The sequence below is a fragment of the Kitasatospora sp. GAS1066B genome (genome assembly GCF_041262605.1).
Lineage (GTDB): Bacteria > Actinomycetota > Actinomycetes > Streptomycetales > Streptomycetaceae > Kitasatospora.
The window spans coordinates 133616-153441 of the sequence record NZ_JBGCCO010000013.1; the positions used below are offsets into that span (position 1 = coordinate 133616).

The window sequence follows — 19826 nt, forward strand, 5'->3', positions numbered from 1 at the left end:
GTCGAACCACCGGGTGCGGGCGGTGCTCGGCTACCTGAACCGCCGACCGGGATGACCCGGCCACGGCCGACCTCCCCGGCGCGAGCCGGCCGAACTGATCTGCCGTCAGGGCCCGTTCGTGGCACACCGCGCGCTTCCCGATCGAGGCGCGCAAGCCGGAGCGCGGCGCCGGCGACCGCCCTCGGGCCCACCCCGAGCCCGCGAACACCCCCGGCGGATCTCGGCGAACCGGCCCCAGCAGGCGCACCACGCACTAGACTGACGCACAGTCACACTGTCGTCGCAGCCCGCGAGTAGCGCCGGAGCGCCACGGGGCGCGGGCCACCTGCACCGAGCGAGGTGAGCCGTCATCACCGAGTCACCCCACGCCGAACTGACCGCCTGGTTGCGCGGCCTCGACGAGGACCGGCTCTACCGCCTGCTCCGGGCCAGGCCGGACGCCGCGGGCGTGCCCGAGCCCGCGCTGCCGGCCGAGCTGGCCGAGCGGCTGGCCCGCCCCGGCGCGGTCACCGCGGTGCTGCGCCGCCTGCCGCTGCCCTGCCTGCAGACCGCCGAGGCGCTGGTCGCCCTCGGCCCGCCGGCCGACCGGGCCGAGCTGGCCCGGCTGCTCGACGCCCTGGACGGCGAGCGGGCCGCCGGACTGGACACCGCGCTGCAGGCACTGGCCGGCCAGGCCCTGGTCTGGCCGGACCCGCGCGGCCGGCTGACCTGCGTGCCGGCGCTGCGCCAGGTCTGGCCCCACGCGCTCGGCCTGGACGCCCCGCTGAGCGAGCTGCTGGCCGACACCACCTCCGAGGAACTGCGCGCCGTGCTGGCCCTGCTGCGGCTGCGGGTGCCGGTGACCAAGCAGCAACGCCTGGACACCCTCGCCGAGCACTTCGCCGACCCCGCCTGGCTGGCCACCGTGGTGGCCGGTGCCCCGCCGGGGATCGCCGGGCTGCTGGAGGAGAGCGCGCGGTCCACCGTGACCCGGCAGGCGCTGGTGGCCTCCGCCTCCGGCGAGGCGGGTCGGGCCGCGCGCTGGGCGCGCGAGCGCGGGCTGCTGGTCCGGGCCCACCACGGGTACGGGCCGACCCGGATGCCCGCCGAGGTGACGCTGGCGCTGCGCGGCCCGGCCTGGCACGCCCCGTTCGACCCGTGCCCGCCCGAGCCGGACCTGGTCGAGGTCGGCGTGGCGGAGGTGGAGCGGGAGGCGGTCTCGGCCGCGACCGCCTTCGGTTCCCAGGCCGCCTCGGTGCTCGCCGAGTGCGCGGCCCGCCCACCGGCGCTGTTGAAGACCGGCGGGGTCGGACCGCGCGAGCTGGGCCGGCTCGGGCGGCAGACCCAGTGCGCCGAGCCGCTGGTGCGGCTGGTCCTGGAGAGTGCCTCCGCGGCCGGGCTGCTGACCGGTGCCGCCGACCCGGAGACGAGCCGGCCGACCGGCAAGGGCATCACCCGCCGGGTGGTCGCCCCGAGCAAGCGGCCGTCGCCGGATCCGGAGGCGGGCGGCGGGCAGCTGCGGGTCACCCCGGCGTACGACGCGTGGGCCGAGCTGGATCCGGCCCGGCAACTGGTCGAACTGGTACTGGCCTGGTGGGCGCTGCCGTTCACGCCGACCGCGACCCAGGACCGCGACGGCAAGGCCTGGCCGGCGCTGATCAGCCGTTCGCCGAACCCGAGTTGCCGGCACGCCCGGCGCGGGGTGCTCACCGCGGCCGGTCGGCTGCCGGCCGGGCGGGGCGCGGCGAGTGCCGCGGGGCTGGGTCGGCTGGCCGCCTGGCACCGCCCGCTGGCCGAGCAACCGGCCCAGGACGGCACGCCGTTCGCCACCGTGCTCCAGGAGGCCGAGGCGCTCGGCCTGGTGGCGCGCGGGACGCTGTCCCCGCTGGGCGCCGCGCTCGCCGCGCAGTCCGCGGAGCAGCCGACGGCGCTGCTGGACCGCGCCGTCGGCCTGCTGCCGGCCGCGACCGCGCAGGCCAGGCTGGGCACCGACCTGACGGCCGTGGTGACCGGCCCGCCGACCGGCCGGCTGGCCGCCCTGCTGGACGCGGTCGCCGACCGGGAGACCCGCGGCACCGCGTCGGTCTGGCGGTTCACCCCCGCCAGCGTTCGCCGCGCGCTGGACTCGGGGCAGAGCCCGCAGCGGCTGATCGCCGAGCTGACCGCCGTCCGCGTGGACACCGGCGCGGCGCGCCGACTCCCGCAGCCGCTGGTCTACCTGATCAACGACACCGCCCGCCGGCACGGTCGGATCCGGGTCACCGCGCCCGGCTGCGTGCTGCACGGCGCCGATCCCGCCCTGCTCACCGAGCTGGCCGCGCACCGCAGACTGGCCGCCCTGCGGCTGCGGCTGCTGGCTCCGACCGTGCTGGTCAGCGCGGCGGATCCGGAGCAGACGCTGGACGCGCTGCGCGCCGAGGGCTACGCCCCGGTGGCGGAGGCGGTCGACGGCACGGTCCGGGTCGAGCGCACCGGCGCCGACCGCGCCGAGCGCGTCCCGGCCCAGCGCCGGCCACCGGCCCGACCCGCCCGGACCCCGCCGTCCGCGGCCGACCTGCGCGCGCTCGCCGGCCGGCTGCTGGCGGCGACCGACGCTCCGGACCCGGACGAGCCCGCGGTGGACTCGCGGACCGAGCAGGCGCTGGCCGACCGCGCCCTGCTGCTGACGCCCTCGGCGATCCGCCGGCTGGCCCGCGCACTGCAGGCCGACCGGTCGGTCACCATCACCTACCTGACCGTGGACGGTGACCGGACCGTGCGCACGCTCAGCGGCCTGGAGTTCGACCCGCCGTTCCTCTACGCCGCCGACGGACGGGAGGAGTACGCCCTGGCCCGGATCCAGGACGTCCAGCCGGCCTGACCGGGCGTCAGGCGCGCCGGCCCACCGCGCGCCGCCGGACCTCCACCACCCGGGCCGCCACCAGCACCACGGCGGCGGCCACCAACGAGAGGACCATCTGGATCCGCCCGTCGTGCGTGGTGAACATGTAGCCGACCACGAAGACGATCAGCCCGATCGTCGCCCAGGTCAGGTACGGGAAGAGCCACATCCGCACGGTCAGCCGCTCCGGCGCCTCGCGCTCGATGATCCCGCGCATCCGCAGCTGGGTGCAGCAGATCACCAGCCAGACGAAGAGCGCCACCGCGCCCGAGGAGTTCAGCAGGAACTGGAAGACGGTGTTCGGCGAGGTGTAGTTGAAGAAGACCGCGACGAAGCCGAAGACCACCGAGGCGAGGATCGCGGTGCGCGGCACCCCGCGCTCGGTCACCTTGGCGAAGGCGGCCGGCGCGTCACCGCGCTGCCCGAGCGAGAAGGCCATCCGGGAGGCGGTGTACATCCCGGAGTTGAGGCAGGAGAGCACGGCGGTGAGCACGATCACGTTCATCACCTGGCCCGCCCCGGGGATCCCGACGTGCTCCAGCACCGCGACGTACGGGCTGCCCAGGACCTTGGCCGAGTTCCACGGCAGCAGGGTGACCACGATGGCGATCGAGCCGAGGTAGAAGACGCCGATCCGCCAGATCACGCTGTTGGTCGCCTTGCTGACCGCCCGCTGCGGGTCGGCCGACTCGCCCGCCGCCAAGGTGACGATCTCGCTGCCCATGAAGGCGAAGACCACCGTCAGCATGCCGGTGAAGACCGCGCCGACGCCGTGCGGCAGGAAACCGCCGTGCCCGAACAGATTGCTGGTGCCGACCGCGTGGGTGCTCGGCAGCAGGCCGAAGACGGCGAGCAGTCCGATCACGATGAACGCGACGATCGCGACCACCTTGATCCCGGCGAACCAGAATTCGAACTCGCCGTAGGAGGCCACCGAGAAGAGGTTGGTCGCGGTCAGCACCGCCATCACCAGCAGGGCGAACGCCCACTGCGGCACCGACGGCAGCCACCCGTTGAGGATCTTCGCACCCGCGGTGGCCTCCACGGCCAGCACGACGACCCAGAAGAACCAGTACAGCCACCCGATCGTGAAGCCCGCCCAGCGCCCGAGCGCCTTGTCCGCGTAGGCCGAGAACGAGCCGCTCTGCGGGTCGGCGGCGGCCATCTCGCCCAGCATCCGCATCACCATCACCACCAGCACGCCGGCCAGCGCGTAGGACAGCAGGATGCCCGGGCCGGTGGCCGCGATACCCGCTCCGGAGCCGACGAACAGGCCGGCCCCGATCACGCCGCCGATCGCGATCATGGACAGGTGACGGTTCTTCAGGCCGGCCTGGAGCTGACCGCCGGCTTCCCGTTGCGGGGTCGAGGGCTTGGTCGTTTCCGTACTCATGGGTGGTTTCGCTACCTCTCCTGCGCGGTGGGGAGAATCCGCGCAATGCCAGGAAAGGTAACCCGCGACGGAAATTCTGGTAACCCTCTGCAGCCTTTCTTACCTATTATTTGAGGATGATCTGAGGATTATCGAACCTACTGACCGGTCATCAGAATTCCGGATTACCGGCTGGTGCCCGGAGCGAGAGCCCGGCGGCGTGTTGCGCGACTGGCCCGGCCGCACCCTCGACCATGGGTCCATGCCCGTCTCCCTGCATCTCGCCCAGCAACCCGACGCCGACGAACTGCTCGGCCGCAGCCCCCTGGCCGCCCTGGTGGGCATGCTCCTGGATCAACAAGTGCCGATGGAGTGGGCGTTCACCGGCCCGCTGACGATCGCCCAACGGCTCGGCACCGACGACCTGGACGCCCGGCGGATCGCCGGGTACGACCCCGACGCGTTCGCCGCCCTGCTCTCCGAGAAACCCGCCGTGCACCGCTACCCCGGCTCGATGGCCAAGCGGATCCAGCAGCTCTGCCAGTACCTGGTCGAGCACTACGACGGCGCCGCGGCGGCCGTCTGGCAGGACGCGGCCGACGGCATGGACCTGCTGGCCCGGCTGAAGGCGTTGCCCGGTTTCGGCGCCCAGAAGTCGCAGATCTTCCTCGCGCTGCTGGGCAAGCAGTTCGGCGTCCGCCCGCCCGGCTGGCGCGAGGCCGCCGGACCGTACGGGGAGGACGGCAGCCACCGCTCGGTGGCGGACATCACCGGCCCCGAGTCGCTGGGCCAGGTCCGCGCCTACAAGCAGCAGGCCAAGCAGGAGGCCAAGGCGAAGAAGACGAAGTAGGCCGCCGGGCCGGTGAAGTGTTCCACCGGCCCGGCGGCCTGATCGGACATCAGCTCGGCAGCGTCCAGCGCTGTCCGGCGCCGCCCTGGCAGTCCCAGATCCGCAGCCCCGTCCCGTTGTCGGTCCGGCCGGCCGGGACGTCCAGGCAGCGACCGGCCGGCGGGTTGTAGAGCGAGCCGTCCGGGCGCGGCCACCACTGCTGCGCCCCGGTGCCGTTGCAGGTCCACAGCTGGACCGTGGTGCCGTTGGCGGTGCCGCTGTGGTCGACGTCCAGGCAGTGGCCGAGGGCCCGCACCGTGCCGTCGCCCGCCACCGTCCAGCGCTGCGCGTCGGTCCCGTTGCAGTCCCCGAGCTGGACCGGCGTGCCGTCCGTGCCGGCGCCTTGGTCGACGTCCAGGCACTTGCCCGCCACGCCGGTCACCGCGCCGGTCACCGGCTGTGCCGGGCCGACGTCGAAGGAGGGCGGCGCGTCGCGCGGGTCACGGCCCCAGCCGGGGTCGGGGTCGGCGGCCAGTTGGTACTCCAGGCTGCCGCCCTGAGCGACCAGGTCGGCGCCCACCCAGGGCCGGGTGGAGGCGCGCCCGTCGACGTGCAGCCCGTGCACGTAGCGCACGTCGGCGGAGGCGCCAGGTGCGCTGATGTCGATCACGGCGCCGTTGCCCCGGGTGATCGTGGCCTGCGGGAAGAGCGGGCTGGCCAGCACCAGTTCGGCCCGGCCGGGGACCTGCGGGTAGAGGCCGAGCGAGGCCCAGACCGCCCAGGAGGACATCTCGCCCAGGTCGTCGTTGCCCGACTCCCCGTCGGGCCCGTCGCCGAACAACGTGGTCACCGCGCGGCGCACCACGTCGGCGGCGCGGTCGGGGCGGCCCGCGTAGTCGTACGCCCACGGGGTGTTGAGCGAGGGCTCGTTGCCCAGGTAGGCGTAGGGCGCGCCGGGGCCGGCGTTGAGCTGCTGGGTGAAGTCGTCCAGCCGCCCCACCACGGCCTGGTCGCCGCCCATCGCGTCGAAGAGCCCGCGGTGGTTGAACGGGACCATCCAGGCGTACTGCGCGCCGTCGCCCTCGGCGTAGCCGTCCTGCTGGGTGGGCTTGAAGTCGGGCCAGCTGTGGTCGGCGTTGCGCGGCTGCAGGTAGCCGCTGTCGATGTTGAACAGGTTGCGCCAGTTCGCCGTGGCGCGCAGCAGGGTGTCGTGGGTGCCCTGGTCGCCGAGGCGGGCGGCGAGTTGCGAGAGCGCGAAGTCGGCGGCGGCGTACTCCAGGGTGCCGGAGACGGTGCCCCACTCGCCCGAGGTGCCCACTGGCAGGTAGCCCTGGGTCTCTTCGGCCGCGTGTCCCGGGCGTTCCCGGCCGTCCTGGCGGCCGGCCAGTGCCTGCCTGAGCAGCCCGGCCGCATCGAAGTCGGTGCCGCCGAACGCGTGCACGGTGGCGGCGATCATCGGCATCGGGTCGCCGATCATCACCCCGGTGCCACCGTTGGCCAGCGTCCAGCGGTCGAAGTAGCCGCCCTGGACGCCCTGGTTCAGCACCGACTGGGCGATGTCCGCCGCCTCCCGGGGAGCCAGCAGGCTGATCAGCTGGATCTCGGACCGGTAGATGTCCCAGCCGGAGAAGTCGGCGTACTGGACTTTTCCGGGCTCGGTGCGGTGCACCCTCTCGTCGAAGCCCGGGTACTGGCCGTCCACATCGCTGAGCACGCTCGGGTGCAGCAGCGAGTGGTAGAGCGCGGTGTAGAAGGTGCGCAGTTGGGTGCCGGTGCCGCCGGCCACCGCGATCCGGCCCAGCAGGTCGTTCCAGGTGGCCCGAGCGCTGTCCCGGACCCGGTCGAGGTCGGGTCCGCCCGGCTGTTCCGCGTCGAGGTTGGCCCGGGCGCCCTCGGCGCTGGTGAAGGAGATGCCGACCCGGGCCGTGACCGGGGCGCCGGAGCTGGTGTCGAAGGAGACCAGTGCCTGCGCGTCCGAGCCGGTGTCCGGCGCGTCGGGGTGGGTCGGCAGCTGCGGCGCCCGGTGGCCGGCCAGCGCCGCCTGCGCGGCGGCGGTGCGCGGTGGCTGCGGGGCGATGCCCCGACTGTCGCCGCTGGCGCTGCGGCGGGTGGGGTCGAGGTGGCCGTCCTGCACGATGCCGGCCTGGGTGAACGGGTGGTCGAAGACGGCGGTGAAGTAGATCCGGTAGTGGTTCTGCGTCCCGCAGAACCCGCCGCCGTCGGTGTAGCCGGAGATGCTGTCGCTGCCGATCGTCAGCGTGCCGCTGGCGTTGTTGAAGGCCCGGCCCGCGTCCACGGTGAGTGAGGCGGTCTCCCCCGCCGGGTAGCTGAACCGGGCGATGCCGGTGCGCTGGGTGCTGGAGAGCTCGGTGCGCAGGCCGTTGTCGAAGGTGACCGCGTACCCGCCGGGGACCGCCGACTCCTGGGCGTGCGAGAAGGACTCGTGGCCCACCGGGGTGTCGCCGAGCATCGGCAGGAACGGGATGTTCCCGTAGTCGCCGCAGCCCGCACCCGAGATGTGGGTCAGGCTGAAGCCGCGGATCCGCTGGTCGTCGTAGAAGTAACCGCCGTGCTGATAGGTGACGGTGTCGGGGCTCCACTGCACCATCCCGAACGGCACCGTGGCGCCGGGGAAGGTGTTGCCCGCGCCGCCGCCGTTGCCGAAGTCGGGTGCGGCCTGCTTGGTGCCGACGAACGGGTTGACGTACTGCGCGGGATCGCTGACCGTGACGCGGTGCTTGGCGGTCGCGGCCGTGGCGACTGCTGGGGCGCTGCTCACGCCGGTCAGCAGGGTCAGGGCCAGCGCCGCGGTGATCATCTGACGGACGCTCATCTGATCATCGTGGGGCTCACTCCGAGCCACGACGGTCGCGACAGACCCGGTGTCCCCCCAACGGCTTACCATCGGAAGCCAGCAGACCTTCGGCCGGGGGAGCGGGACATGACGGAGCACGATCGACCTGGCACCGAGAGCCTGCTGATCGCGGAGGCCCGCAGGGCCTTCTTCGTCATCTTCGGCTTCCTCTGCGCACTCTGGTTGATCCAGCTCGGGAACTGGGCGGACGGCGAGGCGCTGGTCCGCGACTACGGGATCCGCCCGCACGACCTGACCCGGCTGCCGGACTTCTTCACCGCACCGCTGCTGCACGTCAGCTGGGAGCACCTGCAGAGCAACTCGGGCCCGCTGTTCATCTTCGGCTTCCTGGCGGCCTACCGCGGGGTACGGAAGTTCCTGCTGCTGACCCTGCTGATCACCGTCACCAGCGGCCTGGCGGTCTGGATCTTCGGGCCGGGCGACGCGGTCACGGTCGGCGCCAGCGGGCTGGTCTTCGGCTACCTCGGCTACGTGGTGCTGCGCGGGCTCTTCGACCGCCACCTGATCGACAGCCTGATCGGGCTGGTGATGGCCGCCTCCTTCTCCTACGAGCTCTCCGTGGCCATCCCGGGGGCGCCGAGCGGGATCAGCTGGCAGGCGCACCTCGGCGGGCTGGTCGGCGGGATCGCGGGCGCCTGGCTGCTGCGCGACCGGGGAGCCAGGCCCGTCCGGGCGGCGAGCGACGCGGGCGCGGGCGCCGCCGCGCCGAGCACGAGCACGAGTGCGAGCCCGAGCACGCGCTCCGACCTGCTCAAGGAGTTGGACGACCTCGGCTTCTGAGCCGCAGCCGACCCCGCCTCTCTCAGGTCTAGACCATCTCTCCGCCGAGCGGCTAGCGTGGGCCTCCCCCGTACCTCCCGTCCCGGAGCCGCGCCGTGCAGTCGTCCGTCCTCGCCTTCGCCACCGACCTGATCGACGAGGGTGCGGACGCCTTCTTCGGCAACCTCACCGACCGCTGCGGGGTCGGCGGGGTCACCCTCGCCTCGGTCTACCACGAAGCCCGCGACGTCTTCCCGCACCACCCGACCCGGGTGCTGCGCTACCTGGAGCCGGGCGCGGCGTACTTCCGCCCCGACCCGGCACGCTGGGCCGGGCGGCGGCTGGCCCCGACGGCGTCCGGTGCGATCGGCGAGCGCGACCCGTTCGCGGAGGCGGCCGAGCAGACCCGCCGACGCGGACTGAAGCTGCACGCCTGGACCGTCTTCTGCCACAACGACCGGCTCGGCTTCCAGCACCCCGACTGCGCCCCCGCCAACGCCTTCGGCGACCGGCACCTCACCGAGCTCTGCCCCGCCCACCCCGAGGTCCGCGAGTACGCGCACACCCTGGTGGACGAGCTGGCCCGGTACGGCGTGGACGCGATCCGCGCCGAGTCGCTGCACTTCCACGGCCTGCGGCACGGCTACCACCACGAACGCTATTTCGAGCGGATCGGCCCGCTGGCCGAGGCCCTGCTCGGCCTCTGCTTCTGCCCGCACTGCCTGGCCGCCGCGAACGAGCGGGGCGTACCGGCCGAGCGGGTGCGCCAGGTGGTGGCCGCCGAGATCCGCCGCCGGCTGGCCGACGAGTGGGCCGCCGAGGAGCCGGGTGCGCTGGACGAGCTGGCCGACGGCGCGCTGGCCGGCTACCTGGACGCGAGCGCGGCCACCGTGACCTCGCTGGCCGCCGAACTGGCCGAGCGGGCCCGGCAGCACGGGATGCGGCTGAGCTTCATGGACGGCGGCGGCCCCGGCACCGGCTGGCTCGCGGGCATCGACCTGCCCGCGCTGGCCGCCGCCGGGGTGAGCGTGCAGACCCTGGGCTACGCCAGGACGGCCTCGGCGGTGCGCGAGAAGGTCGCCGCGTTCGCGCTGCACGGCGTCCGGCCGCAGACGCTGGCCGTGATCCTGCGGCCGATGGCCGAGGACTGCGACGGGCCGGCGAACCTGGCCGAGAAGATCGCGGTACTGCGCGGGCTCGGCGTCCCGGAGGTCGAGTTCTACAACTACGGGCTGATGCGGCTCTCCTCGATGGACCGGATCGGCGCGGCCCTGCGGAGCTGAGCCCGATTCCGCCGCATTCCCGGTTCATCCGTAGACATATCGTCAGCACCGCGTTCCTCAGTAGCGTGCTTGCTGCGCCACGCGCCGCCCAAACGGTAGGCTTTCCGTGTGATCTTCAAGCGCATCGGCAGCACCCGGCCGTACCCGGATCACGGCCGGACCAGCACCCGGCAGTGGGCGGACGTCGCCCCCCGCCCGGTGCGACTGGACCAGCTGGTCACCACCAAGGGCCAGTTGGACCTGGAAACCCTGCTGGCCGAGGACTCCACCTTCTACGGCGACCTCTTCGCCCACGTGGTCAAGTGGCACGGCGACCTCTACCTGGAGGACGGCCTGCACCGCGCCGTGCGCGCGGCCCTGCAGCAGCGCCAGGTGCTGCACGCGCGGGTGCTGGAAATGGACTGAGGCCGGCGCCCGGCTGACGACGGTTCAGCAGGCGGCGGACCCACCGTGCTGAGGGGCCGAATGATCGTCAGTACACCCTTTCGAGTGCTCGGGGGTGGCAAATGATGATCATTTATTACCTCCATCTCAGGAACGGGACTAGGCTGCTGAGCACGGCCGCAGCGCGTCGCGGACCCCGCGTCCCGCCGCCCCACCGGTCAGACCCGTCGCCCGTCGGCAAGGCTGCCCTTCCTCCCAGGGGAGACAGACTGTGAGCATGTTGACTCCCCAGGGATTGAAGGGGAAGCAGTTCCGGATCACCGGCACCAGCTATCCACGGCTGGGACCGCCACCCCGGCGCGGCCGTCGCTGGCTGATGTTGATCGGCTCCCTGCTCGCCCTCTCACTGATCGCGCTGGGCGGCGTGCAGCTGGTCGACATCTTCACCGGCAGGGCCAAGCACAGCGCCGCCCAAGCCTGTGCCAGCGCGCGGGCCTCCGGCAAACCGCTGGCGGCCCCCGTCGCCGCGACCTCGACGGCGGCCTCCCCGAGCGGCTCGCCCGCCGCCGGCTCGGCCGCGCCCGGCTCACCCGGCTCACCCGCCGCGTCCGGGGCCCCGGCGGCCGTCTCCAGCACACCGCTGCCGGCCGTCACCACCGCGCCGCAGCCGCAGACCGTCACGGTCAACGTGCTGAACGCCACCGGCAAGGCCGGGCTGGCCGCCAAGACGGCCGACGAGCTCAAGCAGCGCGGCTTCACCGTGGGCAAGGTGGGCAACGCCCCGTCCGCGCTGGAGGGCCACGTGCCCGGTGCCGCCGAGCTGGTGGCCGGCCAGACCGGCGCCGGCGCGGCCGCCCTGCTCGGCGCCCAGGTCACCGGCGCGACCACGATGGCCGACGCCCGCACCGACGGCAGCGTCGACTTCGTGATCGGCGACGGCTACTCCGCACTGCTCGACCCGAACGCCGCTGCGACCGCGCTCGCCGCGGCCCTGAAGCCGGCGCCGAGCGCCTCGCCGCTGCCCGGCAGCTGCTGACGGGTCAGACCGGAAGGGTGGTGCTCCGAGCCCGGAGCACCACCCTTCGCGTTTCCGCCGTCCGTCAGCCGGCGGTGCCGTACAGCCGGTCCCCCGCGTCGCCGAGGCCCGGGACGATGTAGCCGTGCTCGTTGAGCCGCTCGTCCAGCGCGGCGGTGACCACGGTGACCGGCAGCCCGGCCAGCTCCTTCTCCAGCACCGCGACACCCTCCGGCGCGGCCAGCAGCACCACGGCCGTCACATCGGTGGCGCCCCGCTCGATCAGCAGCCGGATCGCCGCGACCAGGGTGCCGCCGGTGGCCAGCATCGGGTCGAGCACATAGACCTGGCGGCCCGACAGGTCGTCGGGCATCCGGGTCGCGTAGGTCGAGGCCTCCAGTGTCTCCTCGTTGCGGACCATGCCGAGGAATCCCACCTCGGCGGTCGGCAGCAGCCGGGTCATCCCGTCCAGCATGCCCAGCCCGGCCCGCAGGATCGGCACCACCAGCGGGCGCGGGTAGCTGAGCCGGGTGCCGGTGGTGACCGCGACGGGGGTGGTGATCTCGACCTCGTCGGTCCGCACGTCCCGGGTGGCCTCGTAGGCCAGCAGCGTGACCAACTCGTCGGTCAGGCGACGGAAGGTCGGGGAGTCGGTGCGCTCATCGCGCAGCGTGGAGAGCTTGTGGGCCACCAGAGGGTGGTCGACGACGTGGATCCGCATATTCCGACCTTAACGGCGACCCGTGGCCGCGGACGACCGCCGTGGACGACGGCCGCCGTGCCCGCCGTGGCACCGGCGGATGCATGGGACGGTTTGAGACTGCTGTGGTATCAATTCAGGACTTCTGGGAAGGTCAGACCGTATGAGAAGGAAGCCGGGCCCGGTCGCCGGGCCCCCAGAGGAGCCCGCAGCGGATCCGAACACCGCTGCCCGCGCGGTCTCCGACGCAGGCGGCGAGCAGGCCCCAGGAGAGACCGAGGCCGCCCGCCGGCGGCGGCGCGCGGTCTTCCTGCGCGAGCTGGCCGAGGCCCGCGAGCTGCGCGCCCGGGTACAGCCCCGCAAGACCAAGGAGCGCCGGATGCGCGAAGCGCTCCGCATGCGCACCTTCCGGATCTGACGCCCCGTAGGCCCGGATCCGGCGACGCGCCGACGCCCGGGCTCCGCCCACCGGACACCTGCCACCCGACCGTTCCCCAGCCGTTCCCCGGCCATTGGCCCGGCGATCTCCGGTTTCCGACACGACCTGCGAAGACGCGCTGCCGAACACTCCCCGAGAGGCCCGGCTTTCTGTCACGATGCCGTGGGACGGTCCGAACAGCGGACCGCCTCTGGTGCGGGGGCGGCCAGACCGCGTTCGCCCGAGATCGCCTACGGCCGAGACCATTTGGGAGTGTCCCTGGTGGCGTACTTCGCTGCAGTGCTTGCTCGCACCGAGGACGGGTGGGATGTGAGCGAGACCGAGTTGGACAACGTCGAAACACTTGCCGATCTTGCCGACCTGGCACGCGAAGCGGCAGAGGACGACGACACCGTGCTGGTGTTCATCGAACAGGAGGACGCGTGGTTCGCCGTCGTCCGGGTGGACGGCGAGGAGGATCCGCGGATCTTCGTCTCCGACGCCGCGGCGGCCAAGCGCAGCTCCTACGGGGACGTGGTCCTCACCGACGAACTGGTCGGCCGCGCCGGCGACAACGAGTTCGACGACATCGACAGCCTGGTGACCGAGCTGGAGGACAGCGAGGACGCCGAGCTGTCCGACTCCGACGGGGACGAGGACGAGGAGCTCCCGCTCACCGGCCCCGGCGGTGTCCCGGTCGGCCCGCTCGGCGACGCCACGCTGCTGAGCGACCTGGGTGTCAGCGAGAAGGACCTGCTCGCCCTCAGCGCCGAGGGCTCCGAGCCCGGCGAGGCGCTCTCCGAGATCGCCGACGCGCTCGGCTGCGCCGAAGTGCTGGAGGCGGTGCGCTGACCGGCGGCGGGCCGGGGTAAGGGTCGGGGTGCGGCCGCGGGTGCCGGACACTGGTGGGATGCAGCCCCACCTCGACCTCGCACCCCTGCCGGCCCCGGTGCGCCCCGACCCGGTCCGCGACCGGTGGGCCGCTCCGATGCGCCTGGCGATCGCCGAGGCCGCGCTCGCCACCGCCACCGGCGACGTCCCGGTCGGCGCGCTCGTCCTCGGCCCCGACGGCACCGTCCTGGGCCGCGGCCACAACGAGCGCGAGGCGATCGGCGACCCCACCGCACACGCCGAGGTCCAGGCCATCCGCGAGGCCGCCCGGGCCGTCGGCGAGTGGCGCCTGACCGGCTGCACCATGATCGTCACCCTGGAGCCCTGCACCATGTGCGCGGGCGCCATCGTCCTGTCCCGGATCGACCGCGTCGTCTACGGCGCCCGCGACGAGAAGGCGGGCGCCGCCGGCTCCCTCTTCGACGTGATGCGCGACCGCCGCCTCAACCACCGCCCCGAGGTCGTCCCCGACGTGCTCGCCCCCGACTGCGCCGCCCAGCTCCGCGCCTTCTTCGACACCCACCGCTGACCCGGCCCCGCCCAGCGCCGCCAAAGGATTTCGTCCCCGCCCGAGGCGTCCGGTAGAGTCTCTCTCGGTAGCGTGTCCGAGCGGCCAAAGGAGCACGCCTCGAAAGCGTGTGTGGGGGCAACTTCACCGTGGGTTCGAATCCCACCGCTACCGCCAGAGCAGGAACGACGAAGGGCCCCGACCGTAGCGGTCGGGGCCCTTCGTCGTCGTGGTCCCGGTTCTGGTCCCACTCGCCGTCCGACGTCAACGGTGCAAGGGGGTCATGGCGTCCAACGGGTGGCGATCGGGAGCCGGCCACCCTTTCGTGAAAGAACACGCCAGAGCGAATTGACTTGCCCTCAGCCCGATCGGCAGGCTGGCACGGATCCCTGGACGACACCCGCCGACTGTTGGACCGCGAGCGAGGAGGCCCACCCCGTATGCCGCCGACGTCCCCGTTCGCCCCCGCTGCGGCCCCTCGCAAGCTGGCTGTCATCGGCCTCGGCCTGATCGGCGTGCGCTACCTGGCCGCGGCCGAGGCCGACCCGGCGTTCGCCCTCGCCGCTGCCTGCGACCTCGGCGAGGCCACGCCGATCGATCCGCGCGCCGTCGGCGTCCCCGTGTACCGCGACCACCGCGCGCTGCTGGCCGCCCACCACGACCTGGGCGGCGCGATCGTCACCGGCCCCGGCGGCGGGCGGGCGGGGCTCTGCCGGGACCTGCTGGCCGCCGGGCTGCCGGTCTGCGTGGAGCACCCGCCGGCCACCGAGGTCTCCGATGCCCGGGCGCTGGCCGCGATCGCCGCCGAGCGTTCGCTGGTGCTCTTCGCCGCCTTCCCCCGTCGCCACGACGCCGCGCTGCTGGAGCTGGTCGCGGCCTGCGCGGGAGCGCCGATCGCCAGGGTCAAGGTGCGCCACTTCGAGGAGCAGCGTGACGGCAGCGGCGGCTGTCTGGCCGATCGCGGGCCGGCCGCCTTCGACCTGGTCCGGCTGCTCTTCGGCGAGGCGGAGCTGAGCGTGGTGCGGGCCGCGATCGAGCGCGATCCGACGGGGGTGGACCGGCGGGCGGTGATCGACCTGGTCACGGCCGGGCCGACACCGCGCCGGGCCAAGGTCGAGCTGGACCGGCGCCACCCGGGAGAGGTGCGGGACGTCGAGGTCACGTTGGCCGACGGACGGCTCCTGCGGGCCGACCTGCCGGCCGGGCACCCGGGCTCGGACACCGCGCTCCGGCCCGAGTACCAGAAGGTGCTGACCGCTTTCGGCGCCGCGATCGACGCTCCCGGCAGCCGCCGCGACGGTGGCCTGGCCGCCCTCGACCTGGTCGCCGCGGCCTACCGGCTGGACCGTGACACCGCCACTCACGTGTTCCGGCAGAGCGAGTTCGCCCAGCAGACCTGATGCCCGGCAGACCTGAAGCGCGGCCCTAGCTGATCGAGCGTCAGCGAGGAGGTGGGGGGAGCGATCCCGGGGGAAGGGACCGCTCCCCCGGCGGAGGTCCCACAACCGGCGCCGCATCAGGGGGAAGCACGACGACCGGTCCCACAGCGGGGAACTCCGGATCCACGTACCGTCGATTCCTGCCAGATCCTCGGTACGACAACCATCCTGCCGTCGCGAGCGGCCCGGAACATCCGTACAAGGGCCCGACTCCCGGGGACCTTCGTCCTGCGGAGTGAACGCGTCGCACACCTGATTCGGCCATCTGGTGGATAAGCTGCACGCTGGGCCTCGCGAGCATCTCGGGCGCGGGCACGGGGCTGGGAGCGGACAGGCGGAGGCGGGCGGTTCCGATGGCACAGGCAAGACGGATCGGCATGTACCTACTGCTGATCTTCGTGGCGTACACGATCATCCACTCGCCGGCGCGCGCTGCGGAGCTGGTCCAGTCGGGCTTCGTCGGGATCTCGGACGCGGCCAAGTCGGTCGGAGCGTTCATGACCGGTCTCATCAAATAGGACCGGGGCTCGGCGGCGGGGCCACCCGGGTTACTTTGTCGGGGTCCACCCTCGGCCCCGCAAGGAGCACCCGTGATCCGCCACCTGGTCCTGTTCAAGCTCAACGAAGGCATCGCGAAGGACGACGAGCGCGCGCTCGCCGCCGCCAAGGCGTTCGAGGGGCTCGACCAGCAGGTCCCCGAGCTGCTGGAGTGGCAGCACGGCTTCAACATCAGCCCGCGCGAGGTCGCCTACGACTTCGCGATCAACAGCCTGGTCGCCGACCAGGACGCGCTGCAGGCCTACGCCACCCATCCGGCGCATGTTGCGGCCGCACAGCTGTGGCGCGAGATCGCCACCCTGGTGGTCGCCGACTTCGTGGTCTGATCCGCTCCCGAGCAATTCGATCGTATTCGCACGATCCAACGGCCCCCCGCACCGCGACGGCTCGAGACGAGCCCTGATCGCAGGCGGGGGGTCGTCGTCTTGTTGACGTCAGGTCAGCAACACGCCTCTGACCGGTACTTGAACGGATGGCGTCCAGCTTGTGATGCTATGACCGATTTTGCCGGGCAGGACAAGGTGGTGAACCGAGGGAGGGTGACGCGTCCGTGCGGATCCAGGACGACACGCCGGATACCGGCACGGGCGGCCCCGGCGCGGGGCCCGACTCCGAGCCGGACCCGGACCCGGACGCCGAACCGGACGCCGCGCCGAGCACCAGCCCCAGTGCCACCCCGAACCCCGCCCCGCGGCCCGAGGCCGCCGTGGACTTCGGCGCCCCCGGCCCGATCGACGTGCGCACCCTCACCCGGGTGCTCTTCGAGCGCCTCGCCGAGCTGCCCGCCGAGGCACCCGAGCGCGAGCAGGTCAGGGCCGCCCTGATCGAGGTCAACATCCCGCTGGTCCGCTACGCCGCCACCCGCTTCCGCAGCCGCAACGAGCCGATGGAGGACGTGGTCCAGGTCGGCACCATCGGCTTGATCAACGCGATCGACCGGTTCGACCCCAGCCGTGGCGTGCAGTTCCCGACCTACGCGCTGCCCACCATCCTGGGCGAGATCAAGCGCTACTTCCGCGACAACGTGCGCACCATGCACGTCCCGCGCCGGCTGCAGGAGCTGTGGGTCCAGGTGAGCGGCGCGATGGAGGAGTTGACGGTCACTCACGGCCGCACCCCCAAGGTCCCGGAGATCGCCGCCAACCTGCGGATCCCCGAGGAGGACGTGCGGGCCTGCCTGGACGCCGGACGCGCCTACAACGCCGCCTCGCTGGAGGCCGCCCAGGAGCACGAGGGCGGCCTGGCCCTGCTCGACCGGCTGGGCTACGAGGACTCGGCGCTGACCGACGTGGAGCACCGCGACATGGTGCGCCATCTGCTGGTGCAACTGCCCGAGCGGGAGCGCCGGATCGTCATGCTCCGCTTCTTCGCCAACCTGACGCAGTCCCAGATCTCCAACGAGCTGGGCATGTCACAGATGCACGTCTCCCGTCTCCTGACGCGCATCCTCACCAGGCTTCGCACCGGCAACAGCTGGGACGAGTGAACCGCGAGAGGACATCGCTGCGCGTTACCGCCGCGTGACAACTCGCGATGTTCGGGTTTGCCGCGCTCGCGGTTCCGGTAAGCAACCGGTTGGGGGACGCCGATCACTCGGCGCGCACCGGGGAACCGTCGAGCGGGGGCTCCCGTTGGACCAGTCACGAGGGGGTGGGTGCATGTCCGCAGAGCTGGGCAGCGCAGAGATCCACGGTGGTACGGCGGTGGCCGAGCACGCTCCGCAGCAGTCGGTGGCCGTCCAGGCCGCGGCGGCGCCGGTCGGCCCGCAGCCGAGCGTCGCCCAGCCGGCCGTCCCGGGGCAGCCCGTCGCCGAGCAGCCCGTCCCGCAGCCGACGTCGGCACCCGGCCTGGACACCCGCACCCTCTCCCGCTCGCTCTTCCGCCGGCTGGCCACGCTGGAGGCCGGCAGCGCCGAGCACACCTACGTCAGGGACACCCTGATCGAGCTGAACCTGCCGCTGGTGCGCTACGCCTCGGCCCGGTTCCGCAGCCGCAACGAGCCGATGGAGGACATCGTCCAGGTCGGCACCATCGGCCTGATCAAGGCGATCGACCGGTTCGACCCGGATCGCGGGGTGGAGTTCCCCACCTTCGCGATGCCCACCGTGGTCGGCGAGATCAAACGCTTCTTCCGGGACACCAGTTGGTCGGTCCGGGTGCCCAGACGACTGCAGGAGCTGCGTCTGGCGCTGACCAAGGCGGGCGACGAGCTCGCCCAGCGCCTCGACCGCTCCCCCACCGTGGCGGAGCTGGCCACCTGCCTCGGGGTCAGCGAGGAGGACGTGGTCGAGGGCCTGGCCGTCGGCAACGCCTACACCGCCACTTCGCTGGACTCGACTCCCGGCGAGGAGGACGGCGACGGGCCGCTGGCCGAGCGGCTGGGCTACGAGGACCTGGCGCTGGAGGGCGTGGAGTACCGCGAGTCGCTCAAGCCGCTGCTGGCCAAGCTGCCGCCCCGGGAGCGGCGGATCATCATGCTGCGGTTCTTCGGCAACCTGACCCAGTCGCAGATCGGCGAGGAGATCGGCATCTCGCAGATGCACGTCTCGCGGCTGCTGACCAGGACCCTCACCCAGCTGCGGGAGGGCCTGACCAGCGAGGGGTGACCCGCCCGGCCCCCATCAGCGTCCGGCGTCACCCAGCAGGTTCTTGCGCAGGCCGGTCAGCACCGCGTCGTCCAGGCCAAGGCCGTCCTGCCAGAACGCCGCGAAGCTGCCCCAGCCGGCCTCGACCTCGGCGAAGGCGGCAGCCAGGTAGTCGCGGTCGGCACGGAACAGCGGCAGCAGCAGCGACGGGTCCTCCATCAGGCCGCGGGTGCCGAAGCTGTCCACGATGTGCTCGATGATCGCGGCGGAGCGCACGTTGGTGAGCAGGTAGTCCTCGTAGACCGTGGTCCGGTCCACCCCGAGCGCGGTGAGCAGCAGCGCGGCGGTCCAGCCGGTGCGGTCCTTGCCCGCGGTGCAGTGGAAGAGCACCGGCGGCCCGTCGGAGCTCGCCAGCAGGCGCAGCACGGTGGCGAACCGGTCGCGGGCGAGCGGGTCGGTGACGAACCAGCGGTAGAGGCCCATCATGATCTGCCCGGCCCGGCCCTCACCGAGCAGCGCGTGCTGCCTGGCCGGGTCGCGTTCGGCCAGCGCGTCGCGCAGCGCCACGTAGATGTCGTAGTCGGCGGCGAAGACCGGCAGGTGGTGCAGGGTGATCCCGTCCGGTCCTGCGGCGCTGACCCGCAACGGCCGGTCGGACAGCTCCACGGCCGAGATGTCGGCCACCGGCAGCCCGGGCACCCGGTCGGGGCCGGCCTCGCGCACCTCGTCCAGGCTGCGCAGGTCGACCACATGGCGCACCCCGAGGGTGGCGAAGACCGCCAGGTCGGGCTCGGTCAGCCGGTGCAGGCCGTCGCTGCGCAGCGCCACGCCGGTGCGCAGCACCCGCCCGTCGGCGGTCCGGTAGCCGCCGAGGTCGCGGGCGTTGACCGCGCCCGCCAGGCCCAGGCTGCGGGCGGCCAGCTCCTCGGCGGCGGCCGCGGTGGGCGCCGCAGTGGTCGCCACGGTGGGTGCCTCGGACTGCTCGGTCACTGGGGCCTCCAGGTCAGCTCACGATCGTTCGGTCCGACCAGGGTACGAAGCGGCGGCGGCTCGGCCGCACCCGGTCCAGCGACCGTGTACGACATGTTTCGACATGCGAGACACGTTCATAAAGCGAAAGTTGTCATGATCCGACCGATTTCTGTTCCCTTAAGGGCGCCTTAACGACTACTAGGTGCCGAACATGACTCACGAGTGAACGTCTATGACAGATTCGCTGCACTCTCACTCATTCGGCCCAAAAAGCAGGCAGTTCTGCCCCACGATGGTCCGCAGTGCCTCGCACGGCGGACCGTGCGACGCGGGGGATGAGCAGGAACATCAAAGGGCGGATGCGGGGGCAGTCCGTCC

Annotated in this window: 18 protein-coding genes and 1 tRNA gene; 15 read left to right on the forward strand and 4 right to left on the reverse strand. The window is 72.8% G+C overall.

Annotated elements, in window-relative coordinates:
• Positions 1–385 precede the first annotated feature (385 nt).
• Positions 386–2839 (forward strand): helicase-associated domain-containing protein, encoded by a 2454-nt coding sequence (locus tag ABH937_RS17010; protein ID WP_280691022.1) that lies wholly within the window; start codon positions 386–388, stop codon positions 2837–2839.
• 7 nt (positions 2840–2846) lie between these two features.
• Here ABH937_RS17010 and ABH937_RS17015 read toward each other — a convergent pair whose 3' ends face one another.
• Positions 2847–4253, reverse strand: a complete 1407-nt coding sequence (locus ABH937_RS17015) for an amino acid permease (protein ID WP_280691024.1) — start codon at positions 4251–4253, stop codon at positions 2847–2849.
• Positions 4254–4494: 241 nt separating this feature from the next.
• On the opposite strand from ABH937_RS17015, the gene ABH937_RS17020 reads away from it, so the two are divergent.
• Positions 4495–5082: an HhH-GPD-type base excision DNA repair protein gene (locus tag ABH937_RS17020; protein WP_280691025.1), complete on the forward strand. Its 588-nt coding sequence runs from the start codon at positions 4495–4497 to the stop codon at positions 5080–5082.
• 49 nt (positions 5083–5131) lie between these two features.
• Here the strand turns inward: ABH937_RS17020 and ABH937_RS17025 are convergent, their stop codons facing one another.
• Positions 5132–7894, reverse strand: coding sequence for a lectin (locus ABH937_RS17025; protein ID WP_280691026.1), 2763 nt, complete (start codon positions 7892–7894; stop codon positions 5132–5134).
• 108 nt (positions 7895–8002) lie between these two features.
• On the opposite strand from ABH937_RS17025, the gene ABH937_RS17030 reads away from it, so the two are divergent.
• The 4 genes from ABH937_RS17030 (at position 8003) to ABH937_RS17045 (ending at position 11398) form a co-directional block, all read left to right on the forward strand.
• Complete coding sequence (locus ABH937_RS17030) at positions 8003–8716, forward strand: rhomboid family intramembrane serine protease (RefSeq protein ID WP_280691027.1); 714 nt, start codon at positions 8003–8005, stop codon at positions 8714–8716.
• A gap of 95 nt (positions 8717–8811) precedes the next feature.
• A complete protein-coding gene (locus ABH937_RS17035) occupies positions 8812–9978 on the forward strand; it encodes a hypothetical protein (RefSeq protein WP_370218676.1) in 1167 nt (388 codons plus the stop codon).
• 108 nt (positions 9979–10086) lie between these two features.
• Entirely contained in the window at positions 10087–10383 is a 297-nt protein-coding gene (locus tag ABH937_RS17040) for a type II toxin-antitoxin system VapB family antitoxin (protein ID WP_280691030.1), read from the forward strand.
• A gap of 256 nt (positions 10384–10639) precedes the next feature.
• Positions 10640–11398 (forward strand): LytR C-terminal domain-containing protein, encoded by a 759-nt coding sequence (locus ABH937_RS17045; RefSeq protein ID WP_370218677.1) that lies wholly within the window; start codon positions 10640–10642, stop codon positions 11396–11398.
• Positions 11399–11462: 64 nt separating this feature from the next.
• Here ABH937_RS17045 and upp read toward each other — a convergent pair whose 3' ends face one another.
• Positions 11463–12098, reverse strand: a complete 636-nt coding sequence (gene upp / locus ABH937_RS17050; RefSeq protein ID WP_280691032.1) for a uracil phosphoribosyltransferase — start codon at positions 12096–12098, stop codon at positions 11463–11465.
• Positions 12099–12240: 142 nt separating this feature from the next.
• Here upp and ABH937_RS17055 point away from each other — a divergent pair, with 142 nt between their 5' ends.
• The 9 genes from ABH937_RS17055 (at position 12241) to ABH937_RS17095 (ending at position 18497) form a co-directional block, all read left to right on the forward strand.
• Positions 12241–12495: a hypothetical protein gene (locus ABH937_RS17055; RefSeq protein ID WP_280691034.1), complete on the forward strand. Its 255-nt coding sequence runs from the start codon at positions 12241–12243 to the stop codon at positions 12493–12495.
• A 330-nt stretch (positions 12496–12825) separates the two neighbouring features.
• On the forward strand, positions 12826–13347 hold the full coding sequence (locus ABH937_RS17060; RefSeq protein ID WP_370145943.1) for a hypothetical protein: 522 nt from the start codon (positions 12826–12828) through the stop codon (positions 13345–13347).
• A gap of 58 nt (positions 13348–13405) precedes the next feature.
• Positions 13406–13915, forward strand: a complete 510-nt coding sequence (tadA, locus tag ABH937_RS17065; protein WP_280691037.1) for a tRNA adenosine(34) deaminase TadA — start codon at positions 13406–13408, stop codon at positions 13913–13915.
• Positions 13916–13981: 66 nt separating this feature from the next.
• Positions 13982–14071 (forward strand) — tRNA-Ser (locus ABH937_RS17070).
• Between the two features lie 263 nt (positions 14072–14334).
• Positions 14335–15294 carry a Gfo/Idh/MocA family oxidoreductase gene (locus tag ABH937_RS17075; protein WP_370218678.1) on the forward strand — a complete coding sequence of 320 codons (960 nt, stop codon included), beginning with the start codon at positions 14335–14337 and terminating at the stop codon, positions 15292–15294.
• 392 nt (positions 15295–15686) lie between these two features.
• Complete coding sequence (locus ABH937_RS17080) at positions 15687–15851, forward strand: hypothetical protein (protein WP_280691041.1); 165 nt, start codon at positions 15687–15689, stop codon at positions 15849–15851.
• 72 nt (positions 15852–15923) lie between these two features.
• Positions 15924–16217 carry a Dabb family protein gene (locus ABH937_RS17085; protein WP_280691043.1) on the forward strand — a complete coding sequence of 98 codons (294 nt, stop codon included), beginning with the start codon at positions 15924–15926 and terminating at the stop codon, positions 16215–16217.
• Between the two features lie 224 nt (positions 16218–16441).
• Positions 16442–17377, forward strand: a complete 936-nt coding sequence (locus ABH937_RS17090; RefSeq protein WP_370145945.1) for an RNA polymerase sigma factor SigF — start codon at positions 16442–16444, stop codon at positions 17375–17377.
• A 172-nt stretch (positions 17378–17549) separates the two neighbouring features.
• Positions 17550–18497, forward strand: coding sequence for an RNA polymerase sigma factor SigF (locus tag ABH937_RS17095; RefSeq protein WP_280691044.1), 948 nt, complete (start codon positions 17550–17552; stop codon positions 18495–18497).
• 15 nt (positions 18498–18512) lie between these two features.
• On the opposite strand, the gene ABH937_RS17100 is transcribed toward ABH937_RS17095, so the two are convergent.
• Positions 18513–19466, reverse strand: coding sequence for a tyrosine-protein phosphatase (locus tag ABH937_RS17100; RefSeq protein WP_370218679.1), 954 nt, complete (start codon positions 19464–19466; stop codon positions 18513–18515).
• Positions 19467–19826: the final 360 nt, after the last annotated feature.

Bases quoted from the DNA above. Each gene is read 5' to 3' on its own strand.
- upp (WP_280691032.1), bottom strand. From the start codon at position 12,098: ATGCGGATCCACGTCGTCGACCACCCTCTGGTGGCCCACAAGCTCTCC.
- ABH937_RS17075 (WP_370218678.1), top strand. From the start codon at position 14,335: ATGCCGCCGACGTCCCCGTTCGCCCCCGCTGCGGCCCCTCGCAAGCTG.
- ABH937_RS17030 (WP_280691027.1), top strand. From the start codon at position 8,003: ATGACGGAGCACGATCGACCTGGCACCGAGAGCCTGCTGATCGCGGAG.
- tadA (WP_280691037.1), top strand. From the start codon at position 13,406: ATGCAGCCCCACCTCGACCTCGCACCCCTGCCGGCCCCGGTGCGCCCC.
- ABH937_RS17020 (WP_280691025.1), top strand. From the start codon at position 4,495: ATGCCCGTCTCCCTGCATCTCGCCCAGCAACCCGACGCCGACGAACTG.
- ABH937_RS17055 (WP_280691034.1), top strand. From the start codon at position 12,241: ATGAGAAGGAAGCCGGGCCCGGTCGCCGGGCCCCCAGAGGAGCCCGCA.
- ABH937_RS17015 (WP_280691024.1), bottom strand. From the start codon at position 4,253: ATGAGTACGGAAACGACCAAGCCCTCGACCCCGCAACGGGAAGCCGGC.
- ABH937_RS17095 (WP_280691044.1), top strand. From the start codon at position 17,550: ATGTCCGCAGAGCTGGGCAGCGCAGAGATCCACGGTGGTACGGCGGTG.
- ABH937_RS17025 (WP_280691026.1), bottom strand. From the start codon at position 7,894: ATGAGCGTCCGTCAGATGATCACCGCGGCGCTGGCCCTGACCCTGCTG.
- ABH937_RS17080 (WP_280691041.1), top strand. From the start codon at position 15,687: ATGGCACAGGCAAGACGGATCGGCATGTACCTACTGCTGATCTTCGTG.
- ABH937_RS17045 (WP_370218677.1), top strand. From the start codon at position 10,640: ATGTTGACTCCCCAGGGATTGAAGGGGAAGCAGTTCCGGATCACCGGC.